The following is a 20,080-nucleotide window of genomic DNA, read 5'->3' on the forward strand; positions in this document are numbered from 1 at the left end:
GGGGCGGCGCTGGCGACCTGCTACGCGGTGTGTGGGGCGGCGGCCTGGTCGGCGAAGCGGGCAGCGATGGCGGAACGCAGGCCGTTACTGGCGTCCGCGGTGCCGTCGGCCTCGCGGCGAAGGCCGGCGAGGGTCTCGCGTAGGCCGGGCTCGATGGCGTCGAGGTCGAGGCGGGCGCGCAGAGCCGCGGCCTGTTCCTTGGGCAGGTGGTCGAGGCGGGCACGGTCGATGGTGTGCAGGATGCGGGCCGGGTCGGGCTCGGTGAAGTCGGCCCCGGCGAGCCCTTGCGGCTTGGTGCGCTGGGCAGCAAGGTAGGTCGGCAGCTCGGCGCGCAGTGCGTGCAGGGTGTCGAGGTCGGCCCCCTTGACGACTTCCTGAGCGGTGCGGCCTGCGTCGAGCAGGGAGCGAGCACGTTCCCACGCGCGGGCCTGGCGGGTCTCGGCGAGAAGCTGCTCGGTCGTGCCGCGCGGTGGTGTCGCGGCCTTGTCGGCGACGGTGCGTACGAGGGTCACGGCCGTACTGGTCTCGCGCTCGATCCGGTCGAGGTCGGCGGCGGCCTGCTCGCGAGCCGTACGTTCAAGCTCGGCGCGGCGGCGGGCGTTGGCCTCTTCGGTCAGGTCCGGGTCACGGAACGTGCGGGCGTGGCTGAATGCATCGGACAGGCGCCGGCGCAGTTCGACAAGCTCGGTCTTGCGGGTCTGAGTGAGCCGGTGCACGGCACTGTTGGCGTCGACGTAGTCGGGTCCGGAGATCGCGGGCATGGACAGTCAAGTTCCTTCGGCTGGTTGGGACGTCAGTAGGGACGGACGCGCGGAGCGTCCGGGGTGGGGACGCTGGCGGGGCGTAGCTCGTGTGCCTCGGCGTGGCGCCGCATGGCCTCGATCTCGGCGAGGTGGTCGGCAGGCGGCCCGTCGGGCGCCACTTCCTCGCCGATCTGCTCACCGGACTGGCGGGCCTGGTCGCGGATGTGGGTAAGCCATCGGGCGTTGTCGGTGTAGAGGACCCCGTCGACCCACCACGGGGCGGTGTGCACGATGCCGTGTTCACCGATCACCGGGTGCGTGCTGAGCGGGCCCGACCGGGCATCGGGAGCGGTGACCTTGCGCCACGGAATCTTGAGACCGAGCGGAGTGGTGTCGTCCCACTGGGAGCTGTTCACGGTCGCGGTCGTCACGGGGTCTCGCCCCCGTCCGTGGCGGCGAGCAGATGCAGTTGCGGGGACTCGTGGCGGGTACGGTCAGCCTGTTCGCGAATCGGCGTCCGGGTGAATGGCGTGTGGTAGTCCCCGGTGGGTATCTCACCCGCTTCGGTGTCGAGGTCGTCTAAAAGGACGGCGAGGCGCCGCCCCGTCCCTGTGGCGGAGATGCCCGACCCGTCCGAGAGCCTGAGTGTCTGCGTCCCCCAATAGGCCAACGCTCCGGGCTCGGGGTACTGCCCCGTGCTGCTGTCGGGGACCCCGGCAGCCACGAGCAGCCGGGCGGCATCGGCAATGGCGGCGTTGTACGTCTCGGACGCGGTGATGAATGCGCGTACGGCGTCACGGGCGGTGGCGTAGGTAGCGGCGAGAGCGCCCGTATCGAGGGGTCCGCCGGGGGCCGTCATGGCGGCGGCCTGGGCGAGGCGGTCGACGCGCTGCCGCTCGGCGGCGTCGGCCGCTGCGCGGTCGGCCTTACGGCGGGCGGCCTCGGCCCTGAGCTTGGCGAACCGTCCCAGTTCGCGGGCGCCGGCGAGCTGGTCGGCCGTGACCTGCTCGTCTCCCTCGCGAACGCGTTCCTCAAGGGCGGCGAGTAGCTGTTCGGCCTCGGTCGCTTCCTGCTGGGCCTGCTCGACGGCGGCCCCGGTCTCGGGGCGGTCGGTTGTCGGTGCTGTGGTCATGGTGTGGTGTCTCCTGTTCCGTGGCGGTAGTGGTCGAGGGCGGCGCGGTCGATGCCCCACACGCGCGCCCCAACGCGTTGGGCGGGCAGTCGTCCGGCGCCGATCAGTGCGCGGACGTGGCGGGGCGAGCAGCCCATGAGCGCGGCGGCCTCGGCTACTGCCACCGTGCCCGGCGTGTGAGGCGCGGTTCCGGTAGCGGCAGGCCGCGGCGCGGTGCTGTTGTCGCACTCCAGTTCGGTTGTCTGTGCGGCGGTGTGCAAGGCGTAAAGCAGGCGGCGCACGCCGGGGGTGATCTCGCCCCCGTCGGCGCGCACGCGGGCGGTGAGGTCGCGTACGAGGGCGCGCAGCACGTCACCCGCGACGTAGGGCGGGACGATGACCGAACCGTCGGCGCGCGTCAGATGCTCGGCATCGGCATGGTTCACCCGTCGGCCCCCTCGGCGCCGTAGAGCGCCACGGTGCGGCCCTCGTCGTAGGCGGCGCACCACTCGACGGCTACGGCGCGGGTGAGGCGGCCCATCATCGATGTGTCGTCGTCGGGGTCGAGCATGGCCAGGGTGCGGACCACGTCCGAGGGTGGCTCGGTGACGTGCTGGCCGTGCAGCGCGAGGCCGTCCTGTAGCGCGCCCAGTATGTCGAGGGTGGACAGGCGTACTGTGCGGCCGTCAGTGAGCCTGTGGGGATGCATGAGGCGTCGGCCGTCGCGCTTCTGTTCGACGGCGCCCAGGCGGCGGGAGAGCGGGGCTGAACGGCTCATCGGTGGCGAGCCTCCTCGTCGGCCTCAAGGGCGGCGAGGCGCTGCTCAAGGTCGAGGGATTCGCGCAGCGACAGGCAGGCGTCGAGCAGCGTTCGGGCGGCCTGCACGCGGGCCTGTCCCTTCTCGGTGTCGAGGGCGTCGACCAGGGCGTCAACGGCTTTGGTGGCGCCGGCTGCGAGGCGCCCGACGGCGAGGTGCAGCAACTCGGTTCGGGTGTCGGTGACGTCCTGCCGGAACGTCGGGTCGTCGAGCCACCGCAGAACGGTTCGCCCGGAGACTCCGGCGGCGGTGGCGGCCTGCCCGGTGGTCCGTCCCTGGGCCAGGGCCAGGACGGCGGCGGGGCGGTGCTTGGTACTCAAGATCGGAACTCCTTAACGCGTCTCGCGCACGCGCGCGAGACGCGGCACGACGCGGATGGACATATGGGCTGGGCGGGTCGCCCCGGAATGGGCTCGGGGCATTCGGGGACCGCAGGGGGGAGGCTCGGGTGTAGGGGTGTGGCGGGTTTTCCGGTAATCCCTGCACTCACCCGCGTAAGGGAGTTTCGGAAATCCCTACACGGCCCTACATTCGGGCGGGTCAGGGCGTGTCGTCGTCGGTGCCGGCGAGCATCAGGCCGAGGTAGAACTGTCCTGTGCTGCGACGGGTCTTGCCGTGGCCGCGCTTCGTCATGGACTCGGCGAATGCGGCCTCGCTGCCAGGCTGCTCGCCGTTCTCCCCACACCAGCGGGACCAAGCGGTGAACAGATCGCGGGCCTTGACGACGGCGTGCGGTGACGTGAGCGCTCGTTCGTCAAGGAAGCGTGCCAGTACGTCACTTGCAGCCTGGTAGGCCGCTGTGCGGACGCGTACGGCCTCGGGCGGGTTCAGTCCCTGGCGCTGGTAGTCGCGCCATCCGTCGTACGCCCACGCGAGCACTGCCGGGGCGGCGTTCTTGAGCCGGTCGGGTAGACCCGGGTCGCGGTCTGCTTCGGGGATCGTCACGTCGAACGGGACGATGAGGATGCGGCGCCATATCGCCGGGTCGTCTCCCGACACCTGGGGCAGGAAGTTGGTCAGCATGACCAAGGTGTGCGAGGGGTCGAAAGTGATCGGGTTCTTGTGCATGAGGTTCGCCTCGATCGGGTCGCCGCCGACGAGTCGTTTCATGGTGGCCTCGGCGAACCGGCGTCCCTTATCAGTCTCCGAGCAGAACGCGAGACGGGCACCCCGCAAGCGCATCTTGAAGGCGCCGTGCCGCTCGTGCTTGGACTCCATGAGGATGGACGGGTCGCCCTCGATCGCGTAGTCACCGAAGGCGGACATGAGCGCGTCGCGCAGGGTGCCTTTGCCGTTGGCACCGGTGCCGGTGAAGATCGGCATCACGTGCTCTGTGACCTTGCCGAGCATGGCGTACCCGAACAGGCGCTGTACGAAGGTGCGCACCTCCTCGTCGGGCAGGATGTGGGCGAGGAACCCTTGCCACTCAGGGTTGTGTTCGGCTGCGAGCTGTCCGCCGGCCACCTTGGTCAGCAGGTCGGCCCGCTCGTTGGCGTGCACGGTCCCGGTGTGTAGGTTCACCGTGCCCGTTGGGGTGTTGAACAGGTGTGGGTCGGCGTCGAGGGCTTTCGAGGCGGTCGAGATCGGCGGTAGCGCGGACGCGATCCGCACCATGCCGTCGATGCCCGTAGCGGACTCGGACCGGCGGACGTCCTTGAACAGCGAGGCTCGCTCTTCGCCGTCGAGGCGGTCGAGTTCACCAAGGGCACTCTTGATCGTGGCGACGGCGGCCTCGACGTCGGCGCGCTGCTCGTCTACGGACCACCTCGCTCCGTCCCAGCAGTGCCATCCGATCCCATGCACATGACGAAGGCGGTCGGTGTGCTCGGCGACGAACCGTTCGGCCATGCGGAGGTGCCCGCGGTGGCGCTCCGCCACCGTGCCAGCCGCGGACGCAGGGCTAGTGATGTGCTCGAAGTGCGTGGGTGCGTCGGGCCGGCCGTAGGGAGCCGGCGGGTAGGTCAGCATCCGCACGACCGGGTCAAGCGGCGGTGTCGATGCATCCGCCGTTCGGTAGACGCGGGTGTCGTGCGGGGTCACGTGAGGGCTCCTGGTGAAGTCGGGGGCGGTCGACCTGTCGGCCATTGCGGGGGAGAGTGCGGACCCATCCGGGTCGTCCGGGGATTGCTATGGGTGGCCAGCCGGGCGTAGCGGTCACGGTGTGGGGGCGGGCCCGGACAGCGCGGCGGGCGAGGAGTTCGTCGTGAGTCGGTCGGCGAGCGAGGCCGCCCACGATGCTGCGGGCGTAATCGTTGGCGTCCGCCGTGACGTACGCGAACCACCGCTCCGGGTCCTCGTCGAGAAGGTGATCGAGCCACGCCTCACGTGCTGCGTAGCGGCGCCACTGTTCGGCCGCCGTGATGATGGCGACCGCACGCCGCGGATCGGTGGCGTGGAGAGCTGACCATGCGGGGCTGCCGTAATCGGGGGCATCGGCGACGCCGAGCGCAGTCACCTGAGAGGACGCCCAAAGGGCTACAGCGTCGGTTCCCACCTCGGTTGGTGCCGCAGGGGCAACGTGGCGGGCGGGCGCTTCAGTCGTGCTCATCAGACGGCATCCATCGTCTGGGCATCGAGCCACCGGTCTATTTCCGCCCACCGGGCACGGAGGTGGCGACCAACTTTGATCATGCGTGGCCCACCTCCCCGATGGCTCCACTGATAGACGGTGGCGAGCGGGACGCCGCAGTAGTCGGCGAGTTCCTGGGCGGTGGCCAACCTCCCCCGAGTAGGGCTCGGGGCGGCCGAAATCTGAGCGACGGGCACTGCGTCTCCTTGGACCTGATGTCTTAACGACATCCACCGTTATCTTTCCGTTATGTGATCACCTTGCCGTCGATTCGCCGTGCATGTCAAAGTAACTTTGGAAATTGTCGAAACGACATAGGAGCTGGTGTGGGGCAGACCCCGACCCCGAGCGACGTGGTCGCTCAGCGGGTGCAGGAGCTACGGAAGCGGCAGGGGCTGACGGGTAAGGAGCTCGCTGAGCGCTGCCGCCTCATGGGTGCGCCGGGCGTGACTGCTTCGGTGATCGCCAACATCGAGAGCGGGCGCCGCGATCTGAGTGGACGCCGCCGGAGGCAAGTCACCCTTGAAGAGTGGTTGATCTTGGCGCAGGCCCTACACGTTGCGCCGATCCACCTACTCGTGCAGGTGGAGGAGGAAGCGCGATACGAACTCACCCCCGAGCCGCCCCAGCCGACGCACGGGCTGCAACGCGAAGCCGCTGGCTGGGTTCGTGAATGGATCAGGGGTAACGCCCCCCTGACGTTCACGAATGAGCAGATCTATCGCGGCGAGGTCCCGGCGGACGAGTGGAAGTCGGACAACCGGCGCGCGAGGGAGGCGGCTGAGCTCAACAAGCAAGTCCTAGAGGCGTTGGACAAGGCATTCAAAATCCCGCCGGAACGGTGGCACCTCGACGACGAAGAGGAGGGGGAGTCCAATGGCTGACGTCTATGACCGGTGGCACAAGTCCCGTCCGGGCAAGGCGGACAAGCCGTGCGGCGAGCACAGCAGCAAGACCCGCACACTCGTCGCCAGTGGCGACCACGGCACGGGCAAGCGGTGGCAGGTCCGTTGGCGCGACGAGAGTGGGAAGCAGCGCAAAGAGAACTTCGACAAGAGGGCCGCGGCCGAGACCCGCGCGGCAACCGTCAAGGCTGACCTTGATCGGGGTCTGTACGTCGACCCTGCCGCCGGCAAGGAGAGCTTTCGGGCCGTTGCCGAGCGGTGGCGCACCTCGGCAGTTCACCGGTCCACGACTGCATCCCGCGTCGAGCGGGGGCTGCGGAATCACGTCTACCCGACGTTCGGTGATCGACCCGTAGCGAGCATCCGTCCATCGGACATACAGGCGTGGATCAAGGACCGGTCACAGGTGCTCGCCCCGTCGACGTTGGCTGTGACGTACGCGTACCTGATCACGCCGCTACAGACCGCGGTCCGAGACCGGATCATCGCGGGCAACCCGTGCGAGGGCGTACGTCTGCCCAAGCAGCGCAAGGCCGAGATTGTGCCCCTGCATACGGACGCGGTCCGGGCGCTCATCGATGCCGCACCCGATCGGTACCGCGCCCTGCTCCTGCTCGCCGCCTCATCCGGCCTGCGGCAGGGGGAGTTGTTCGGTCTGGAGGTCGACGGCGTTGACTTCCTACGCCGTGAGGTCACCGTGCGGCAGCAGCTCATCGACCCGGACGGCGACCTGCCGTACATCGGTGAGCCCAAGACCCATGAGAGTTACCGCACGGTCCCGCTCACCAAAGCCGCCGTGGACGCCCTCGCCGCGCACCTCGAACGGTTCCCCGCGCCGGCGTTGCAGATCGAGGACCGGACCGACCCGCGGAAGCCGCGCCAGCGCACGGCGCGGCTGATCTTCCCCAACCAGGACCGTAAGCCCGTCCGGCGCGGCGCCTGGGCTCACGTCTGGTCGAGGGCGAGGCGCTCCGCCAACGAGTCGCTAGTCGAGGCGTACGGGCAGGCGCGTGCGGCGTGGCTGCGGTCAGGCAAGCCCAAGGGGGGCGAGCCTGCCCGCATAGAGGCGCCGGACGGCGCGAGCTTGCACGACCTGCGGCACTTCTACGCCTCGCTGCTCATCAAGCACCGCGAGAACGTCAAGACGGTTCAGAAGCGGCTCGGCCACGCCAAACCGTCGATCACGCTCGACACGTACACGCACCTGTGGCCCGACGAGGAAGACACAACGAGGGCCGCCGTCGAGGCTGTGCTCGGCGATGTGCCCCCGTTGTGCCCTGCAAGGTCTGCCTAGCCACGTCCGTGCAGGTCAGATCAGTTGATCAGCGGTAGTTCACGAACTGGATCGCGAAGTCCAGGTCCTTGCCCTTGACCAGCGCCTGGACCTCCTGGAGGTCGTCACGGCTCTTCGAGCTGACACGCAGCTCCTCGCCCTGGACCTGGGCCTTGACGCCCTTGGGACCCTCGTCCCGGATGATCTTCGCGACCTTCTTGGCGTTCTCCTGCGAGATGCCTTCCTCGATCGTGGCGAAGATCTTGTACTCCTTGCCGGACAGCTGGGGCTCCCCGGCGTCCAGCGCCTTCAGCGAGATCCCGCGCTTGACCAGCTTGGTCTCGAAGACGTCGAGGACGGCCTTCACGCGCTCCTCGGAGTTCGCCTCCATGAGGATCTTCTCGCCGGACCAGGCGATCGTGGCGCCGGTGCCCTTGAAGTCGTAGCGCTGCGAGAGCTCCTTGGCGGCCTGGTTGAGGGCGTTGTCGACCTCCTGCCGCTCGACCTTCGAGACGATGTCGAAACTGGAGTCGGCCATGTGCTGTGGCTCCTTGAAGTCGGTTGTGATCACCCCGGAGGGCGCGGCCGGACAAGCCCGGCCCGCTCGGCAAAGCCTAGCCACCGCGCCCACCCTCAGCGCTGATCAATTCGGTGGTGAAGCACCCCCGGTCATCAGGTATCGTTTACGTCGTTGCCGGGGAGCGCCGCCGCAAGGTGGAAAAAACGGCAGCATCTCTTGGCGGTGTGCCCGAGTGGCCAAAGGGAGCAGACTGTAAATCTGCCGGCTCAGCCTACCCAGGTTCGAACCCTGGCGCCGCCACGCGAGTGGAACCCCCGTTCATCTGTGGAATCACAGTGAGCGGGGGTTCTTTCGTTCCCGGCCACTCGAACGTTGCTCCGGGCAGATGAAGTACTCACCTGACTGGGCCACAGCCCCGGCCCCGCCGACGCCCCGGTGCGGCCGTGGCGAGGTCGGATGGGCGGCGCGTGACACACGCACCCCTCCCATCGCATCCCGCGGCAGCCCTCGGCGCCGGCGGGTAAGGAAGCCATGAACCTGAACCATCAGACGGCGACGATTCAACGGCCCCGGGGGCGTTCCCGGGTTCTGCTCGCCTCCGTCGCCGCGGCGGCAGCCCTCACCGGCCAGCTGATCGCGGTGGCTCCGGCCGCATCCGCCGACGGGCCCACGACGACGGGGCAGCAGACGAGCAAGCCCGCCGACAGCAAGAAGAACGACAGCGCGAAGAAGCCCGCGCCCGCGCCCGGGTCCCTCCACGGCCTGAGGCAGTTCAACTCGGACAACACCTTCACCCCGCCGCCGGGCGTCACGCAGGTGTTCGTCCAGGCCTGGGGAGCCGGCGGCGGTGGCGGTGGTGGCGGCGGCCCCGCGCGCAACAACGGCGGTGGCAACCCGAGTAACCCGAACAACCCGAACAACCCGAACAACCCGAACAACCCGAACGGCCCGGCCGACGCGGCCGCGGGCGGCGCCGCAGCCGCGCGGAACAACACCGGTGGCCATGGTGGCGGTGGCGGAGGCGGCGGCTTCACCTGGTGCGTCATCCCGGTCACCCCGCAGCGGGACTACGGGGTGGACGTCGGCACCGGCGGCGACGGCGGCACCGGCGGCGCGCCGGGCTCCAAGGGCACCGCCGGCTCCGCGGGATCCACCACCTCCCTGACCGTGGCGTCGAGCAACAGAGTCCTCGTCACCGCCACCGGCGGTACCGGCGGCGGGGGCGGCGGCGCAGCCGCCCGCCGTCCCGGTGCCCCCGGCGCCCCCGGCCAGGGCGGCAGCGGATCGTGCTCCTCGGGCGGCATCAACCGCGACGGCGACCCGGGCACCGCCGACGGCACCGGCGGCGGCACCGCCGACGGCATCGTCGAGCTCCCGGTGGGCGCGGCCGTCGGCGGCGACGGAGGCCGCGGAGGCGGTACCGACCGGGCCGTCGGCAACTCCGGCACCGGCGGCAAGGACGGCGGCGACGGCTACGTAGTCATCTACTGGTAGCCCCACCCGCGCACGACAGCACCGACCGGAAGCCCGCTCCGCCCGTGACCACGGAGGAGCGGGCTTCCCGGCGCCGACGCAGCGGCACTGATGTGTGCCAAAAGGGTTGGGCAGAGCCGGCGCGGCTGCGGCATCCTGGCCGGGTGATCAGCATCAGTAGCCGAAAGGCCCATGCCGCGTAAGGCGCCTTCGCAGGTCAGGATGGACCTGCCCACCCGCACACCCCGGCTCCGCGAGCGCGGGGTCGTCCCAGGGGTGTCCGCCGCCACCCTCGCCGCGATCGCCCGCGTCGAGCACCGCCGGTTCCAACGCGGCGACACCTACCGGTCCCTGCGGCACTGGCACAGGACCGCGTACCTGCGGGGACCGTGGATCATCTACCCGGCGCCGGACGACGACCTCGGCTGCTGCGACTGGGTGGGCTTCTGCCGGGGGACCCTGGAGACGGTCTGCCTCCTCCTCCCCCCGCGCGCCCGGCGCGAGTTGCGTGCCGTGATCACGCCGCTCGACGATCGCTTCCTCGCCCGCACCCTGGGCGATCCGTACGCCGCCCCGGACGACCCTTGGTGGCAGCGGCGGCTGACGTACTGAACAGGCCCGCAACATCGGGGGCCGCATTTCGTTCACCAGGGGTGAAATGGACATCTGACACACGTGGGAAGGTCGGCGGCGGGGTACTCATGGCCCTGCTCGGCGCGGGGATTCCGGCTCTGGTGGGAGCGGCCCTCCACCCGGACGTGGGGGAGCCCTACCAGGAGACCCGGCTGTACTTCGGCAGCCAACGGGCCGACGGCCGCGGCCAGGTCGAGGAACGCGAGTTCATGCGGTTCCTGGACCGGGAGATCACCCCCGCCTTCCCCGAGGGACTGACCCTCCACGACGGATACGGCCAGTGGCGCGGCCAGGACGGCAAGACCGTCCGCGAGACCTCGTACGAGGTGGTCCTGCTGTACCCGGAGAAGGAGGCCGGCGAGCGCAGCACGCGCATCGAGCGGATCCGCCAGGCCTACGAGGACCAGTACCAGCAGGACTCGGTCGGCCGGTCCGACGACAAGGTCAGCGCCGGGTTCTGAACCACGGGACCGGCGGAGCACCCGCGGCCGGACCTCCGGACGGCCGCAGCACCGGCCTCAGTTGCCCGCCACGTCCTTCACGGCCACCTGGACCGGCGTGGAACCGGAGACCAGCTCCAGGGTCAGGCCCGCCGTCGCCGGAGTCTCGACCAGCTCGGCCAGTACCGCCGCCACGTCGTCGCGCGGGACGGGCCCACGGCCCGTCCGCACCTCCAGACGGACCAGACCCGTCCCGGCGTCGTCGATCAGCGACCCCGGGCGCAGGACGGTCCACTCCAGGCCCAGCCGGGTCCGTACGTGGTCATCGGCCTCGCCCTTGGCCCGCAGGTAGGCGTCGAAGACCTCCTCGCCCCCGTGGTGCGCGTCGGCCCCCATCGAGGACACCATCAGGAAGCGGCGTACGCCGGCCCGTTCGGCGGCGTCGGCGAACAGGACCGCCGCGCCCCGGTCCACGGAGTCCTTCCGCCCGATCCCGCTGCCGGGTCCCGCGCCGGCCGCGAACACCGCCACGTCCGCACCCTGCAGGATCCCCGCCACGTGCTCCACCGAGGCCGACTCCAGATCGCAGAGCACCGGCTCGGCGCCGGCCTGCCTCAGGTCGTCGCCCTGCGCCGGATCGCGGATGATGCCCGCGACCTCGTACCCGCCCGCGGCGAGCAGGCGCTCCAGCCGCAGCGCGATCTGACCGTGTCCACCCGCGATGACGATGCGCATGACCCGACCGTACGACGAGCCGGGCGCCCACGCCCGCGAACGGACGGCGAACTTCAGGGACCGGGCTCCGTCCGGCCCTGCCGGGGCAGGTCAAGGGCCACCGCGACGGCGGAGTCGCAGTACTCGCGTACGGCACTCGTACGGGCTACGACGCGCCCGCGGTGGATCACGATCCGGCTGTAGGCGAGGGACAGCACGCCCGCGATCCGGTCCCCGCGCACGGCGAGCAGCTCCGCCGGGAAACCGGCCTCCACCCGGACCTCCGGCAGGCCCATGGCCTCACGGGCGCAGGCGCTGACGGAGTCGTAGGCCTCGCCCGCGCGCAGGCCGCCCTGGGAGGCCAGCAGGTACGCGGCCTCCAACGGGTCCCCACGGCCGACGGGGTTCCCGGCGTCCCGCAGCGCCCCGCTGCCGGCCGCGACGCGCACTCCGGCGGTCCGCAGCAGCCGTACGGGCGCGGTGCGCAGGCCGCGGCGTTCCAGGGCCGCGCAGTCGCCCTGGGGCAGGCAGGTCACCCGTACACCGGCGGCGGCCAGCTGGTCGGCAGCGCGGGCCGCCGCGTCCAGGGGGAGCCGGGACAGGCCGCCGCAGGGGCCGATGGTCACCCCGGGGCGCAGCCCGCCGGCCATCGTCGCGAGCCGGGCGAGGCGGCCGGGGTCGTCACCGTCCGTGTGCAGATCCACGGGGCAGCCGTGCTCGGCGGCGAGTTCCAGGACGGCTTCGAGGAAGCCCGTCGGGTCCGGGTCGAGGTCCGGGCAGCCGCCGATCACGGAGGCGCCCATCTTGACCGCGTCCCGCAGTATGGCGAGCCCGTCCGCACCCGCCACCCCGGTCAGCAGCCGGGGGACGGCCACGGCGGTGAGGTCGGCGAGTCCGCGCAGGGAGCGGCGGGCCTGGAGCACGGCCTCCATGGGGCCCAGCCCGTGCACGTCGCCGATGCGGACGTGGGTACGCAGAGCGGTGGCGCCGTGGCCGAGCTGGAGCAGGGCGGCTTCGGTGGCCCGGCGCTGGACCTCGTCGGGGGCGTAGGAGACGGGCCCCTCGCCGTCGGCGGTCAGCGCGGTGTCCCCGTGGGCGTGCGGCTCGGCGGGGGCGGGGAGCAGGAGGTAGCCGGAGAGGTCCACCCGGGACAGCGCGGGGGAGGGGAGGCTGCCCGTGGTGCCGACGGCCTGGATCCGGCCGCCGCCGAGACGGACGTCGACGGTACGGCCGTCGGTGAGCCGGGCCCCGGTGAGCAGCAGGGTCGTGGCTTCGGCCGCAGCCGCATGGCCATTGCCGTGACCCTTGCCGTTGCCGCCGCGGGGCGACTGGAACGGCTGCTGCGGCTGGCTGTCGGACATCGCGCTCCTGCGGTGGCTCGGGCGGTTCCTGGAGCCGTGGCCATGGCAGTGGCGGTGGCCGAGCCCGCGGCCTGCGACCCAAGATCACGCAGCGTGCTCAGAGCCTAGGGCGCGGTGCACCCCGCTTCGCGGAAGAGCGCAATAGTCGTACCGGTGTGGTGCTCGCGCGCCGGAGCGCCCGCGCGTGCGCCGGGCCGGCCCCGGTGGCTCCGGCCGGCAGGCACGGGAGTGTGAGCCCGCCCACATTTTGACCGAAACGTGGGTCCGGAGTGATCGGTGGGTCGATCGAGAAGGTCGGGCGAACCCCCTCGGAGCCCTGTCCCCGCAAAGGATTTGGGCGATCGGTAGGCAACCGTGTAATGTCTTCATCGCTCGCCCCAATAGCTCAGTCGGTAGAGCGTCTCCATGGTAAGGAGAAGGTCTGCGGTTCGATTCCGCATTGGGGCTCTGGTGAGAGAGGTCCCCTGCCCTCGGGTGGGGAGCTGATCACATCAAAGCGGCGTAGCTCAGTCGGTAGAGCAAGCGGCTCATAATCGCTGTGTCACCGGTTCAAGTCCGGTCGCCGCTACACACAGTAGCCGATTGCGGGGTCGGTCTCCCGGTCGGCTACTCTTGTATGCGTTCATCCGTCCCAATTTCCGTCAAGGAGCACTCACGTGGCTGCCACCGACGTCCGCCCGAAGATCACGCTGGCCTGCGTGGAGTGCAAGGAGCGGAACTACATCACCAAGAAGAACCGGCGTAATGACCCGGACCGTCTTGAGATGAAGAAGCACTGCCCGCGTTGCAACTCGCACACCGCGCACCGCGAGACCCGCTGACCCCAGCGAAGTCTCGAATAACAGGCACCGTCATGAGGTCGTCCCCTGCTTTGGGGGGCGGCCTCGTGTCGTTTTCGGCGCCCGTTCTCGTGCCCGTTCCGTCTTTGTTCTTGCGTCATTTGTGTCCCTTCATCAGGAGGTAGTGAGTCATGGCTCTCGACCAGTCCTTCGTGGGGCGGAGCTACCCGCCCACCGATCCGTACGAGGTCGGCCGGGAGAAGATCCGCGAATTCGCGGTTGCGGTGGGTGACGCCAATCCCGTCTACACCGATCCCGAAGCCGCGAAGTCGTACGGCTACTCCGATGTGATCGCTCCGCCGACTTTTGTGTTTGCGATCACATTCAAGGCGGCCGGCCAAGTCGTCGAGGACCCGCAACTGGGGCTGGACTACAGCCGCGTCGTGCACGGTGACCAGAGGTTCGCGTACTCCCGCCCGGTGCGGGCCGGTGACCGGCTCTCGGTGGTCTCCACCATCGAGTCCGTGAAGTCCCTCGCGGGCAACGACGTCATCGACATTCGCGGTGAGGTCCACGACGAGTCCGGCGAGCACGTGGTGACGGCGTGGACGAAGCTCGTCTCCCGCGCCCCCGAGGAGGCCTGACATGGCAGCGCAGATCCAGTACGCCGACGTCGAGGTCGGCACCGAGCTGCCGGCGGCGTCCTTCCCCGTGACGCGCGCCACGCTCGTCCAGTACGCGGGCGCCTCGGGCGACTTCAACCCGATCCACTGGAACGAGAAGTTCGCCAAGGAGGTGGGACTGCCGGACGTGATCGCGCACGGCATGTTCACCATGGCCGAGGCGATCCGCGTGGTCACCGACTGGGTCGGCGACCCGGGAGCGGTGGTCGAGTACGGAGTGCGCTTCACCAAGCCGGTCGTGGTTTCGAACGACGACCAGGGCGGGCTGATCGAGGTCACGGCGAAGGTCGCGGTCAAGCTGGACGACAACCGCGTCCGGGTCGACCTGACGGCCATGAGCGCGGGCCAGAAGGTCCTGGGCATGTCCCGCGCGGTGGTCGAACTGGCCTGAGGCGCGGGGCCCGTGAGTCTGGGCGGGCCGGCGTGGGTGTGGGTGTGAGGTTGGAGTGGGGCGGGGGCCGGTGGGCTTCCGCCCCTTGTGCGTGGCGGGGGCGGGGTGGGCCCCGTGGATCCCGCCTCCACCGAAGCCACCCCGCGCGGACAGAACCCCGCCCGACCTCACTCTCTGTCGCGGCGCCCCGCCCCTCACCGCGATACCCCCCCCGCCGCAGCCCCCGCCCGACCCCACCCCCGCCGCGGTGCCCCACTCCCGCCCCACCCCTTGACATAGTTAGTGATTGAGCACTAACTTTGCCTCATGGTCAGGATGAGCGCAGACGAGCGGCGTGAGAGCGTCATTCGCGCGGCGATGCATGAGTTTGCTCGGGGTGGCTACTACGGAACCTCCACCGAGGCGATCGCCAAGCGGGTGGGGGTTTCGCAGCCCTATCTGTTCCGTCTCTTCCCCAACAAGCAGGCGATCTTCCTGGCCGCATCCGAGCGCTGCCTCCGGGATACGCGTGAAGTCTTCGCCGTCGCCTCCGAAGGGCTCAGCGGTGAAGAGGCCCTGCACGCGATGGCCAACGCCTACACCCGGCTGATCGCAGAGGACCCGGACAAGCTTCAGATGCAGCTCCAGGTCTACGTCACCGTGGCCGCGGCCGAGGCGGCCGGCGACCACGAGTTCGGTGAGGTCGTCCGGGCCGGCTGGCTGGAGCTGTGGGACACCGTCCGGCTGCCGCTGGGCGGCGATGCGCATGAGACCGCGACCTTCATGGCGTACGGAATGCTGATCAACACCCTCGCGGCCATGGGGTTCCCGCCCGGCCATCGCGTCTGGGAGGGGCTCAACCCGTCGGCGCGCGACAAGGGCCGTCCGGAGCATTGACAGTGCGCGCGCTCTGCGCGCGCATGCGCATGGCCATTGAAGTTAGTCAGTAATAACTAACCAACTGCAGGGGGAATCGTGCACACGCAAGAGTCGGACACCAAGCTCCGAGGGCCCGCCGTCTGGGCCCTCATCCTCACCGGCGTGGCCAGCTTCATGGCCGCACTCGACAACCTGGTCGTCACCACCGCCCTCCCCGCCATCCGCGAGGACCTCGGCGGCAAGCTGGAGGACCTGGAGTGGACGGTGAACGCGTACACGCTCACCTTCGCCGTCCTGCTGATGTTCGGCTCCGCCCTCGGCGACCGGTTCGGGCGACGGCGGCTCTTCATCGTCGGGCTCGCCATCTTCACCGGCGCCTCCGCCGCGGCCGCCCTCTCGCCCGGCATCGACGCCCTCATCGCCGCCCGCGCCGTGCAGGGCGTCGGCGCCGCGATCATGATGCCGCTGACCCTCACCCTGCTCACCGCCGCCGTTCCGGCCGCCCGCCGCGGCATGGCCCTCGGTATTTACGGCGCCGTCACCGGCCTCGCCGTCGCCAGCGGTCCCCTCATCGGCGGCAGCCTCACCGAGCACATCTCCTGGCAGTGGATCTTCTGGCTCAACGTGCCCATAGGCATCGCCCTGATCCCGCTCGCCCGCCTGCGCCTCGCCGAGTCCACCGCCCCCGACGCGCGTCTCGACATCCCGGGCACGCTGCTCATCAGCGGCGGCCTCTTCGGCATCGTCTACGCCCTGGTCAACGCCAACTCCGAGGGCTGGACCAGCGCCCCCGTCCTGACCGGCCTGATCGTCGGCACCGCGCTCGTCGGCGGGTTCGTCCACCACGGCTTCAACCACGCCAACCCCATGCTCCCCATGCGGCTCTTCCGCGACCGCGGCTTCCTCGGGATCAACCTGGCCAGCCTGCTGATGTTCCTCGGCATGTTCGGCTCGATCTTCCTGCTCAGCCAGTTCCTCCAGGGCGTCGCCGGCTACTCGCCCACCGAGGCCGGTCTGCGCATGCTGCCCTGGACCGGCATGCCGATGATCGTCGCCCCGCTGGCCGGGATCCTCTCCGACCGCATCGGCGGCCGCCCCGTCGTCGCCGCCGGGCTCGCCTTCCAGGCCCTCGGTCTCGGCTGGTTCGCGGCGATCCTGAGCGCGGACGTCTCGTACGCGGCCCAGCTCCCCCCGCTCATCCTCAGCGGCATCGGTATGGCTCTCTACTTCGCCCCGGCCGCCAACGTCCTGATGTCCACCGTCACCCCGGCCGACCAGGGCAAGGCCTCCGGCACCAACAACGCCCTGCGTGAGGTCGGCGGAGCCCTCGGTGTCGCGGTCATGGCCTCGGTCTTCTCCGCCCAGGGCGGCTACGAATCCCCGCAGGCCTTCACCGACGGCACCATCCCCGCCCTGTGGATCGGCGCCGGCGCGGTCGCCCTCGCCGCCGCACTGGCGCTGCTGGTGCCCCGCAAGCCCAAGGCGGCCGACCGGGTCCCCGCGGACCGGGCCGCCGTCCTCCCGGAGAAGGTGCCGGCCGCGGGCTGATCCAGCCCGATCGTGCTGGCCCGCCCGCCCGCACCGCCCGGCCCCGCGACTCCCGTCCCGCACCCGAGGAGCACCCGTCATGCCCGACATCCCCTGGTCCACACCCCACCGGGCCGCCCCCGACGCCGAGGTCTACGTCATGGCCTCCCGCTTCGAGACCGCCACCCTCGCCGGCGCCGTCAGGTTCTTCCTCAAGGCGCCCGGCATCATCCTCCAGATCCGCAAGGCCCCCGGCGCCCACGGCGTCGCCCTGCGCGCCCGCGTCCTGAGCCGCACCTTCCTGACGCTCTCCGCATGGGAGGACCGGGACGCGCTCCACCGCTTCGCCCGCAGCGAGCCCCACCGCTCCGGCTCCCGCGCCGCCAGCGCCTACATGAAGGAATCGGCCTTCACCTACTGGACCGTTCCGGCCGCCGAGCTGCCCCTCACCTGGGCCGAGGCCGAGCGCCGCCTCGCCGACCGGAACACGACCCACTGACCCCGCCGACAGGGGGGACGAGTGAGTACGCTCCGTGGCCCCGCAGGGATGCGAGGGGCACGGACCGTACTCTTGTCCACGTGCAGGAACTCCACGATGCCCCCCTCGCCCCGCTGACCACCTTCCGTCTCGGTGGTCCCGCCGCCCGCCTGGTCACCGCGACCACCGACGCCGAGGTCGTCGCCACCGTGCGCGCCGCGGACGGGAGCGGCACCCCGCTGCTGGTGATCGGCGGCGGCAGCAACCTGGTCATCGGCGACCGTGGCTTCGACGGCACCGCCCTGCGCATCGCGACCACCGGCTTCACCCTCGACGGGACCACGCTGGAGCTCGCCGCGGGCGAGAACTGGAGCGACGCCGTCGCCCGCACCGTCGAGGCCGGCCTCGCCGGTGTCGAGTGCCTCGCCGGGATCCCCGGCTCGGCCGGCGCCACCCCGATCCAGAACGTCGGGGCGTACGGCCAGGAGGTCTGCGACACCATCACCGAGGTCGTCGCCTACGACCGCAGCACCGGCGAGACGGTCACCCTGAGCGCCGCCGAGTGCGCCTTCCGGTACCGCAGCAGCACCTTCAAGGACCAGCCCGACCGCTACGTCGTCCTGCGCGTGCGCTTCGCCCTGGAGGACGCCGGCGGCCTGTCCGCGCCGATCAAGTACCCCGAGACCGCCCGCGCCCTCGGCGTCGGGGCGGGTGACCGGGTCCCCGCCGCCACCGCCCGCGAGACCGTACTGCGCCTGCGCGCCGGCAAGGGCATGGTCCTCGACCCCGCCGACCACGACACCTGGTCTGCCGGATCGTTCTTCCACAACCCGATCCTGACCGACGAGGCCTACGCCGCCTTCCTCGCCCGCGCCCAGGACCGCCTCGGCCCCGACACCGCCCCGCCCGCCTACCCCGCGGGCGACGGCCGTACGAAGACCAGCGCGGCCTGGCTGATCGACAAGGCCGGCTTCACCAAGGGCTACGGCACCGGTCCCGCGCGCATCTCCACCAAGCACACCCTCGCCCTCACCAACCGCGGCGAGGCCACCACCGAGGACCTCCTCACCCTGGCCCGCGAGGTCGTCGCGGGCGTCCACGGGGCCTTCGGCGTCACCCTGGTCAATGAGCCGGTGACGGTCGGCGTCAGCATCTGAGGAGCCCCGGCCGCCCATGCTCTGTCCCCTGCACGGGGCCGGTACGGACCCCACCCGTCTCGTGGGGCGCACACTCAGCCGAGTCGTCGCGTCCTGGCACATCAGTGACGGCGAACGCTCCGAGGCGCCCCTCGACGTCTGGCTGATCGACAGCATCGGCGACACCATCCGGATCACCACCGGATCCGACCAGTGCCTCATCGTCGAGTCCGCCGCACCCCACAAGGCGTACGACATGGGGGAGTGGGGCCGCATCGAGGTCGGCGAGGACCTCGGCGACCATCCCTTCCTGCGGCACGTCGGCGAGACCGTCGCGTCGGTCGCCGAGTTCGCGCTGCCCGCGCAGGGCCGCACCCACCTGGAGATCGGCTTCCTGGACGGCGGGCGGGTGCGCGCCGACTGCTACGAGGGGGACCTGCGGCTCACCCGGTGAGCCAGTGGTCGATCCCCGTCAGCAGCTTGGCCTGTACGTCGTCGGGCGCCGCGCTCCCGCGGACCGACTGGCGGGCCAGCTCGGCGAGTTCCGCGTCCGTGAAGGCGTGGTGGCGGCGGGCGATCTCGTACTGGGCCGCGAGCCGGGACCCGAAGAGCAGCGGGTCGTCGGCGCCCAGCGCCATCGGGACCCCGGCTTCGAACAGGGTCCGCAGCGGGACGTCCTCGGGCCGTTCGTAGACCCCGAGGGCGACGTTGGAGGCCGGGCAGACCTCGCAGGTGATCTGCCGGTCGGCGAGCCGCTTGAGGAGCCGGGGGTCCTCGGCCGCGCGGACCCCGTGCCCGATGCGGGACGCGTGCAGGTCGTCGAGGCAGTCGCGGACGGAGGCCGGGCCCGTGAGCTCGCCGCCGTGCGGCGCGGCGAGGAGGCCGCCCTCGCGGGCGATGGCGAAGGCCCGGTCGAAGTCGCGGGCCATGCCACGGCGCTCGTCGTTGGAGAGACCGAAGCCGACGATGCCGCGGTCGGCGTAGCGGACGGCGAGACGGGCGAGGGTGCGGGCGTCGAGCGGGTGCTTCATGCGGTTGGCGGCGATGAGGACCCGCATGCCGAGGCCGGTCTCGCGGGAGGCGGCGTCGACCGCGTCGAGGATGATCTCGACGGCCGGGATCATCCCGCCGAGCAGCGGGGCGTAGGAGGTGGGATCCACCTGGATCTCCAGCCAGCCGCTGCCGTCCCGTACGTCCTCCTCGGCGGCCTCGCGGACCAGGCGCCGGATGTCGTCGGGCTCGCGCAGGCAGGAGCGGGCGGCGTCGTAGAGCCGCTGGAAGCGGAACCAGCCGCGCTCATCGGTGGCACGGAGCTTGGGCGGCTCCCCGCCCGTCAGGGCGTCGGGAAGGCGCACGCCGTACTTGTCGGCGAGCTCCAGCAGGGTCGATGGCCGCATCGACCCTGTGAAGTGCAGGTGGAGATGGGCCTTGGGCAGAAGCGTGAGATCGCGTGCGTGCTCCATCTGGTGATCCTGCCGTACCGCTGCGCTCGGCGGGAGGGGGTTTTACCGATCGGGGGCTTGCGCGAACGCGTGAGCGGGGGCCGGGGCCGCTGCGCGGCGGCCTTCCGGGCGCCGCCCGGACCCGCGCCTCGCAAACGCCGGCGGGGCTGAAAAGAGCGCCGGCGGGGGTGAAAAAGCGGCGGCTCCCCGTGTAAGGGGAGCCGCCG

General features: G+C 70.9%; 25 protein-coding genes and 3 tRNA genes. 16 read left to right on the forward strand and 12 right to left on the reverse strand.

The genetic code is table 11. The features are described from left to right. Positions 1-20: 20 nt before the first annotated feature. The 8 genes from ACIQZO_RS07130 to ACIQZO_RS07165 all read right to left on the reverse strand — a co-directional run bounded on the left by ACIQZO_RS07130 (position 21) and on the right by ACIQZO_RS07165 (position 5,470). Positions 21-761, reverse strand: a complete 741-nt coding sequence (locus tag ACIQZO_RS07130; RefSeq protein WP_403621378.1) for a hypothetical protein — start codon at positions 759-761, stop codon at positions 21-23. A 32-nt stretch (positions 762-793) separates the two neighbouring features. Further along, entirely contained in the window at positions 794-1,174 is a 381-nt protein-coding gene (locus tag ACIQZO_RS07135; RefSeq protein WP_403621381.1) for a hypothetical protein, read from the reverse strand. Beyond that, positions 1,171-1,875 carry a hypothetical protein gene (locus ACIQZO_RS07140; RefSeq protein ID WP_403621384.1) on the reverse strand — a complete coding sequence of 235 codons (705 nt, stop codon included), beginning with the start codon at positions 1,873-1,875 and terminating at the stop codon, positions 1,171-1,173. Before ACIQZO_RS07140 ends, ACIQZO_RS07135 begins: the two co-directional genes overlap by 4 nt. Continuing rightward, positions 1,872-2,300, reverse strand: a complete 429-nt coding sequence (locus tag ACIQZO_RS07145) for a helix-turn-helix domain-containing protein (RefSeq protein WP_403621387.1) — start codon at positions 2,298-2,300, stop codon at positions 1,872-1,874. The genes ACIQZO_RS07140 and ACIQZO_RS07145 overlap by 4 nt, the downstream gene beginning before the upstream one ends. Next, a complete protein-coding gene (locus ACIQZO_RS07150) occupies positions 2,297-2,632 on the reverse strand; it encodes a hypothetical protein (RefSeq protein WP_403621389.1) in 336 nt (111 codons plus the stop codon). Before ACIQZO_RS07150 ends, ACIQZO_RS07145 begins: the two co-directional genes overlap by 4 nt. After that, complete coding sequence (locus tag ACIQZO_RS07155) at positions 2,629-2,991, reverse strand: hypothetical protein (protein ID WP_052874787.1); 363 nt, start codon at positions 2,989-2,991, stop codon at positions 2,629-2,631. Before ACIQZO_RS07155 ends, ACIQZO_RS07150 begins: the two co-directional genes overlap by 4 nt. 220 nt (positions 2,992-3,211) lie before the next feature. Next, complete coding sequence (locus ACIQZO_RS07160; protein ID WP_403621392.1) at positions 3,212-4,711, reverse strand: phage/plasmid primase, P4 family; 1,500 nt, start codon at positions 4,709-4,711, stop codon at positions 3,212-3,214. Positions 4,712-5,218: 507 nt separating this feature from the next. Next, positions 5,219-5,470 carry a helix-turn-helix transcriptional regulator gene (locus ACIQZO_RS07165; RefSeq protein ID WP_403621395.1) on the reverse strand — a complete coding sequence of 84 codons (252 nt, stop codon included), beginning with the start codon at positions 5,468-5,470 and terminating at the stop codon, positions 5,219-5,221. Between the two features lie 96 nt (positions 5,471-5,566). On the opposite strand from ACIQZO_RS07165, the gene ACIQZO_RS07170 reads away from it, so the two are divergent. Together ACIQZO_RS07170 and ACIQZO_RS07175 are read left to right on the forward strand one after the other, a co-directional pair. Next, entirely contained in the window at positions 5,567-6,124 is a 558-nt protein-coding gene (locus tag ACIQZO_RS07170) for a helix-turn-helix domain-containing protein (RefSeq protein ID WP_403621398.1), read from the forward strand. Next, complete coding sequence (locus ACIQZO_RS07175) at positions 6,117-7,439, forward strand: tyrosine-type recombinase/integrase (RefSeq protein ID WP_403621401.1); 1,323 nt, start codon at positions 6,117-6,119, stop codon at positions 7,437-7,439. The genes ACIQZO_RS07170 and ACIQZO_RS07175 overlap by 8 nt, the downstream gene beginning before the upstream one ends. Before the next feature lie 28 nt (positions 7,440-7,467). Here ACIQZO_RS07175 and ACIQZO_RS07180 read toward each other — a convergent pair whose 3' ends face one another. Further along, entirely contained in the window at positions 7,468-7,956 is a 489-nt protein-coding gene (locus ACIQZO_RS07180) for a YajQ family cyclic di-GMP-binding protein (protein WP_330298052.1), read from the reverse strand. 200 nt (positions 7,957-8,156) lie between these two features. Here ACIQZO_RS07180 and ACIQZO_RS07185 point away from each other — a divergent pair. The 4 genes from ACIQZO_RS07185 (at position 8,157) to ACIQZO_RS07200 (ending at position 10,505) form a co-directional block, all read left to right on the forward strand. Continuing rightward, positions 8,157-8,238 (forward strand) — tRNA-Tyr (locus ACIQZO_RS07185). Between the two features lie 231 nt (positions 8,239-8,469). Further along, positions 8,470-9,432: a hypothetical protein gene (locus ACIQZO_RS07190; RefSeq protein WP_403621404.1), complete on the forward strand. Its 963-nt coding sequence runs from the start codon at positions 8,470-8,472 to the stop codon at positions 9,430-9,432. Positions 9,433-9,633: 201 nt separating this feature from the next. After that, positions 9,634-10,023, forward strand: coding sequence for a hypothetical protein (locus ACIQZO_RS07195; RefSeq protein ID WP_403621408.1), 390 nt, complete (start codon positions 9,634-9,636; stop codon positions 10,021-10,023). A 41-nt stretch (positions 10,024-10,064) separates the two neighbouring features. Next, positions 10,065-10,505 carry a DUF3574 domain-containing protein gene (locus ACIQZO_RS07200; RefSeq protein ID WP_403621411.1) on the forward strand — a complete coding sequence of 147 codons (441 nt, stop codon included), beginning with the start codon at positions 10,065-10,067 and terminating at the stop codon, positions 10,503-10,505. A gap of 57 nt (positions 10,506-10,562) precedes the next feature. Here the strand turns inward: ACIQZO_RS07200 and ACIQZO_RS07205 are convergent, their stop codons facing one another. Next, a complete protein-coding gene (locus tag ACIQZO_RS07205) occupies positions 10,563-11,219 on the reverse strand; it encodes an SDR family oxidoreductase (protein WP_403621414.1) in 657 nt (218 codons plus the stop codon). Positions 11,220-11,272: 53 nt separating this feature from the next. Further along, positions 11,273-12,559, reverse strand: a complete 1,287-nt coding sequence (locus tag ACIQZO_RS07210) for an amidohydrolase family protein (protein ID WP_403621417.1) — start codon at positions 12,557-12,559, stop codon at positions 11,273-11,275. A gap of 374 nt (positions 12,560-12,933) precedes the next feature. On the opposite strand from ACIQZO_RS07210, the gene ACIQZO_RS07215 reads away from it, so the two are divergent. From ACIQZO_RS07215 to ACIQZO_RS07260, 10 genes are all read left to right on the forward strand, one after another. Beyond that, a tRNA-Thr gene (locus tag ACIQZO_RS07215) sits at positions 12,934-13,006 on the forward strand. Positions 13,007-13,054: 48 nt separating this feature from the next. Then, positions 13,055-13,127 (forward strand) — tRNA-Met (locus ACIQZO_RS07220). 88 nt (positions 13,128-13,215) lie between these two features. Then, positions 13,216-13,380, forward strand: a complete 165-nt coding sequence (rpmG, locus tag ACIQZO_RS07225) for a 50S ribosomal protein L33 (protein ID WP_006604855.1) — start codon at positions 13,216-13,218, stop codon at positions 13,378-13,380. Between the two features lie 149 nt (positions 13,381-13,529). Then, on the forward strand, positions 13,530-13,982 hold the full coding sequence (locus tag ACIQZO_RS07230; RefSeq protein ID WP_403621420.1) for a MaoC family dehydratase N-terminal domain-containing protein: 453 nt from the start codon (positions 13,530-13,532) through the stop codon (positions 13,980-13,982). A 1-nt stretch (position 13,983) separates the two neighbouring features. Further along, positions 13,984-14,412, forward strand: a complete 429-nt coding sequence (locus ACIQZO_RS07235; protein WP_403621423.1) for a MaoC family dehydratase — start codon at positions 13,984-13,986, stop codon at positions 14,410-14,412. Positions 14,413-14,718: 306 nt separating this feature from the next. Continuing rightward, positions 14,719-15,288, forward strand: coding sequence for a TetR/AcrR family transcriptional regulator (locus ACIQZO_RS07240; RefSeq protein WP_403621426.1), 570 nt, complete (start codon positions 14,719-14,721; stop codon positions 15,286-15,288). Positions 15,289-15,363: 75 nt separating this feature from the next. Further along, positions 15,364-16,818, forward strand: a complete 1,455-nt coding sequence (locus ACIQZO_RS07245; RefSeq protein ID WP_403622106.1) for an MFS transporter — start codon at positions 15,364-15,366, stop codon at positions 16,816-16,818. A 79-nt stretch (positions 16,819-16,897) separates the two neighbouring features. Next, positions 16,898-17,296, forward strand: coding sequence for a DUF3291 domain-containing protein (locus ACIQZO_RS07250; protein ID WP_403621429.1), 399 nt, complete (start codon positions 16,898-16,900; stop codon positions 17,294-17,296). Then, entirely contained in the window at positions 17,293-18,432 is a 1,140-nt protein-coding gene (locus ACIQZO_RS07255; protein ID WP_403622109.1) for a UDP-N-acetylmuramate dehydrogenase, read from the forward strand. The genes ACIQZO_RS07250 and ACIQZO_RS07255 overlap by 4 nt, the downstream gene beginning before the upstream one ends. A gap of 16 nt (positions 18,433-18,448) precedes the next feature. Next, positions 18,449-18,865, forward strand: coding sequence for a hypothetical protein (locus ACIQZO_RS07260; protein ID WP_403621432.1), 417 nt, complete (start codon positions 18,449-18,451; stop codon positions 18,863-18,865). On the opposite strand, the gene ACIQZO_RS07265 is transcribed toward ACIQZO_RS07260, so the two are convergent. Then, positions 18,855-19,874 (reverse strand): adenosine deaminase, encoded by a 1,020-nt coding sequence (locus ACIQZO_RS07265; RefSeq protein ID WP_403621435.1) that lies wholly within the window; start codon positions 19,872-19,874, stop codon positions 18,855-18,857. The two genes, ACIQZO_RS07260 and ACIQZO_RS07265, sit on opposite strands and share 11 nt — an antisense overlap. Positions 19,875-20,080: the final 206 nt, after the last annotated feature.

The sequence above is a fragment of the Streptomyces sp. NPDC097617 genome (genome assembly GCF_044761485.1).
Taxonomy (GTDB): domain Bacteria; phylum Actinomycetota; class Actinomycetes; order Streptomycetales; family Streptomycetaceae; genus Streptomyces.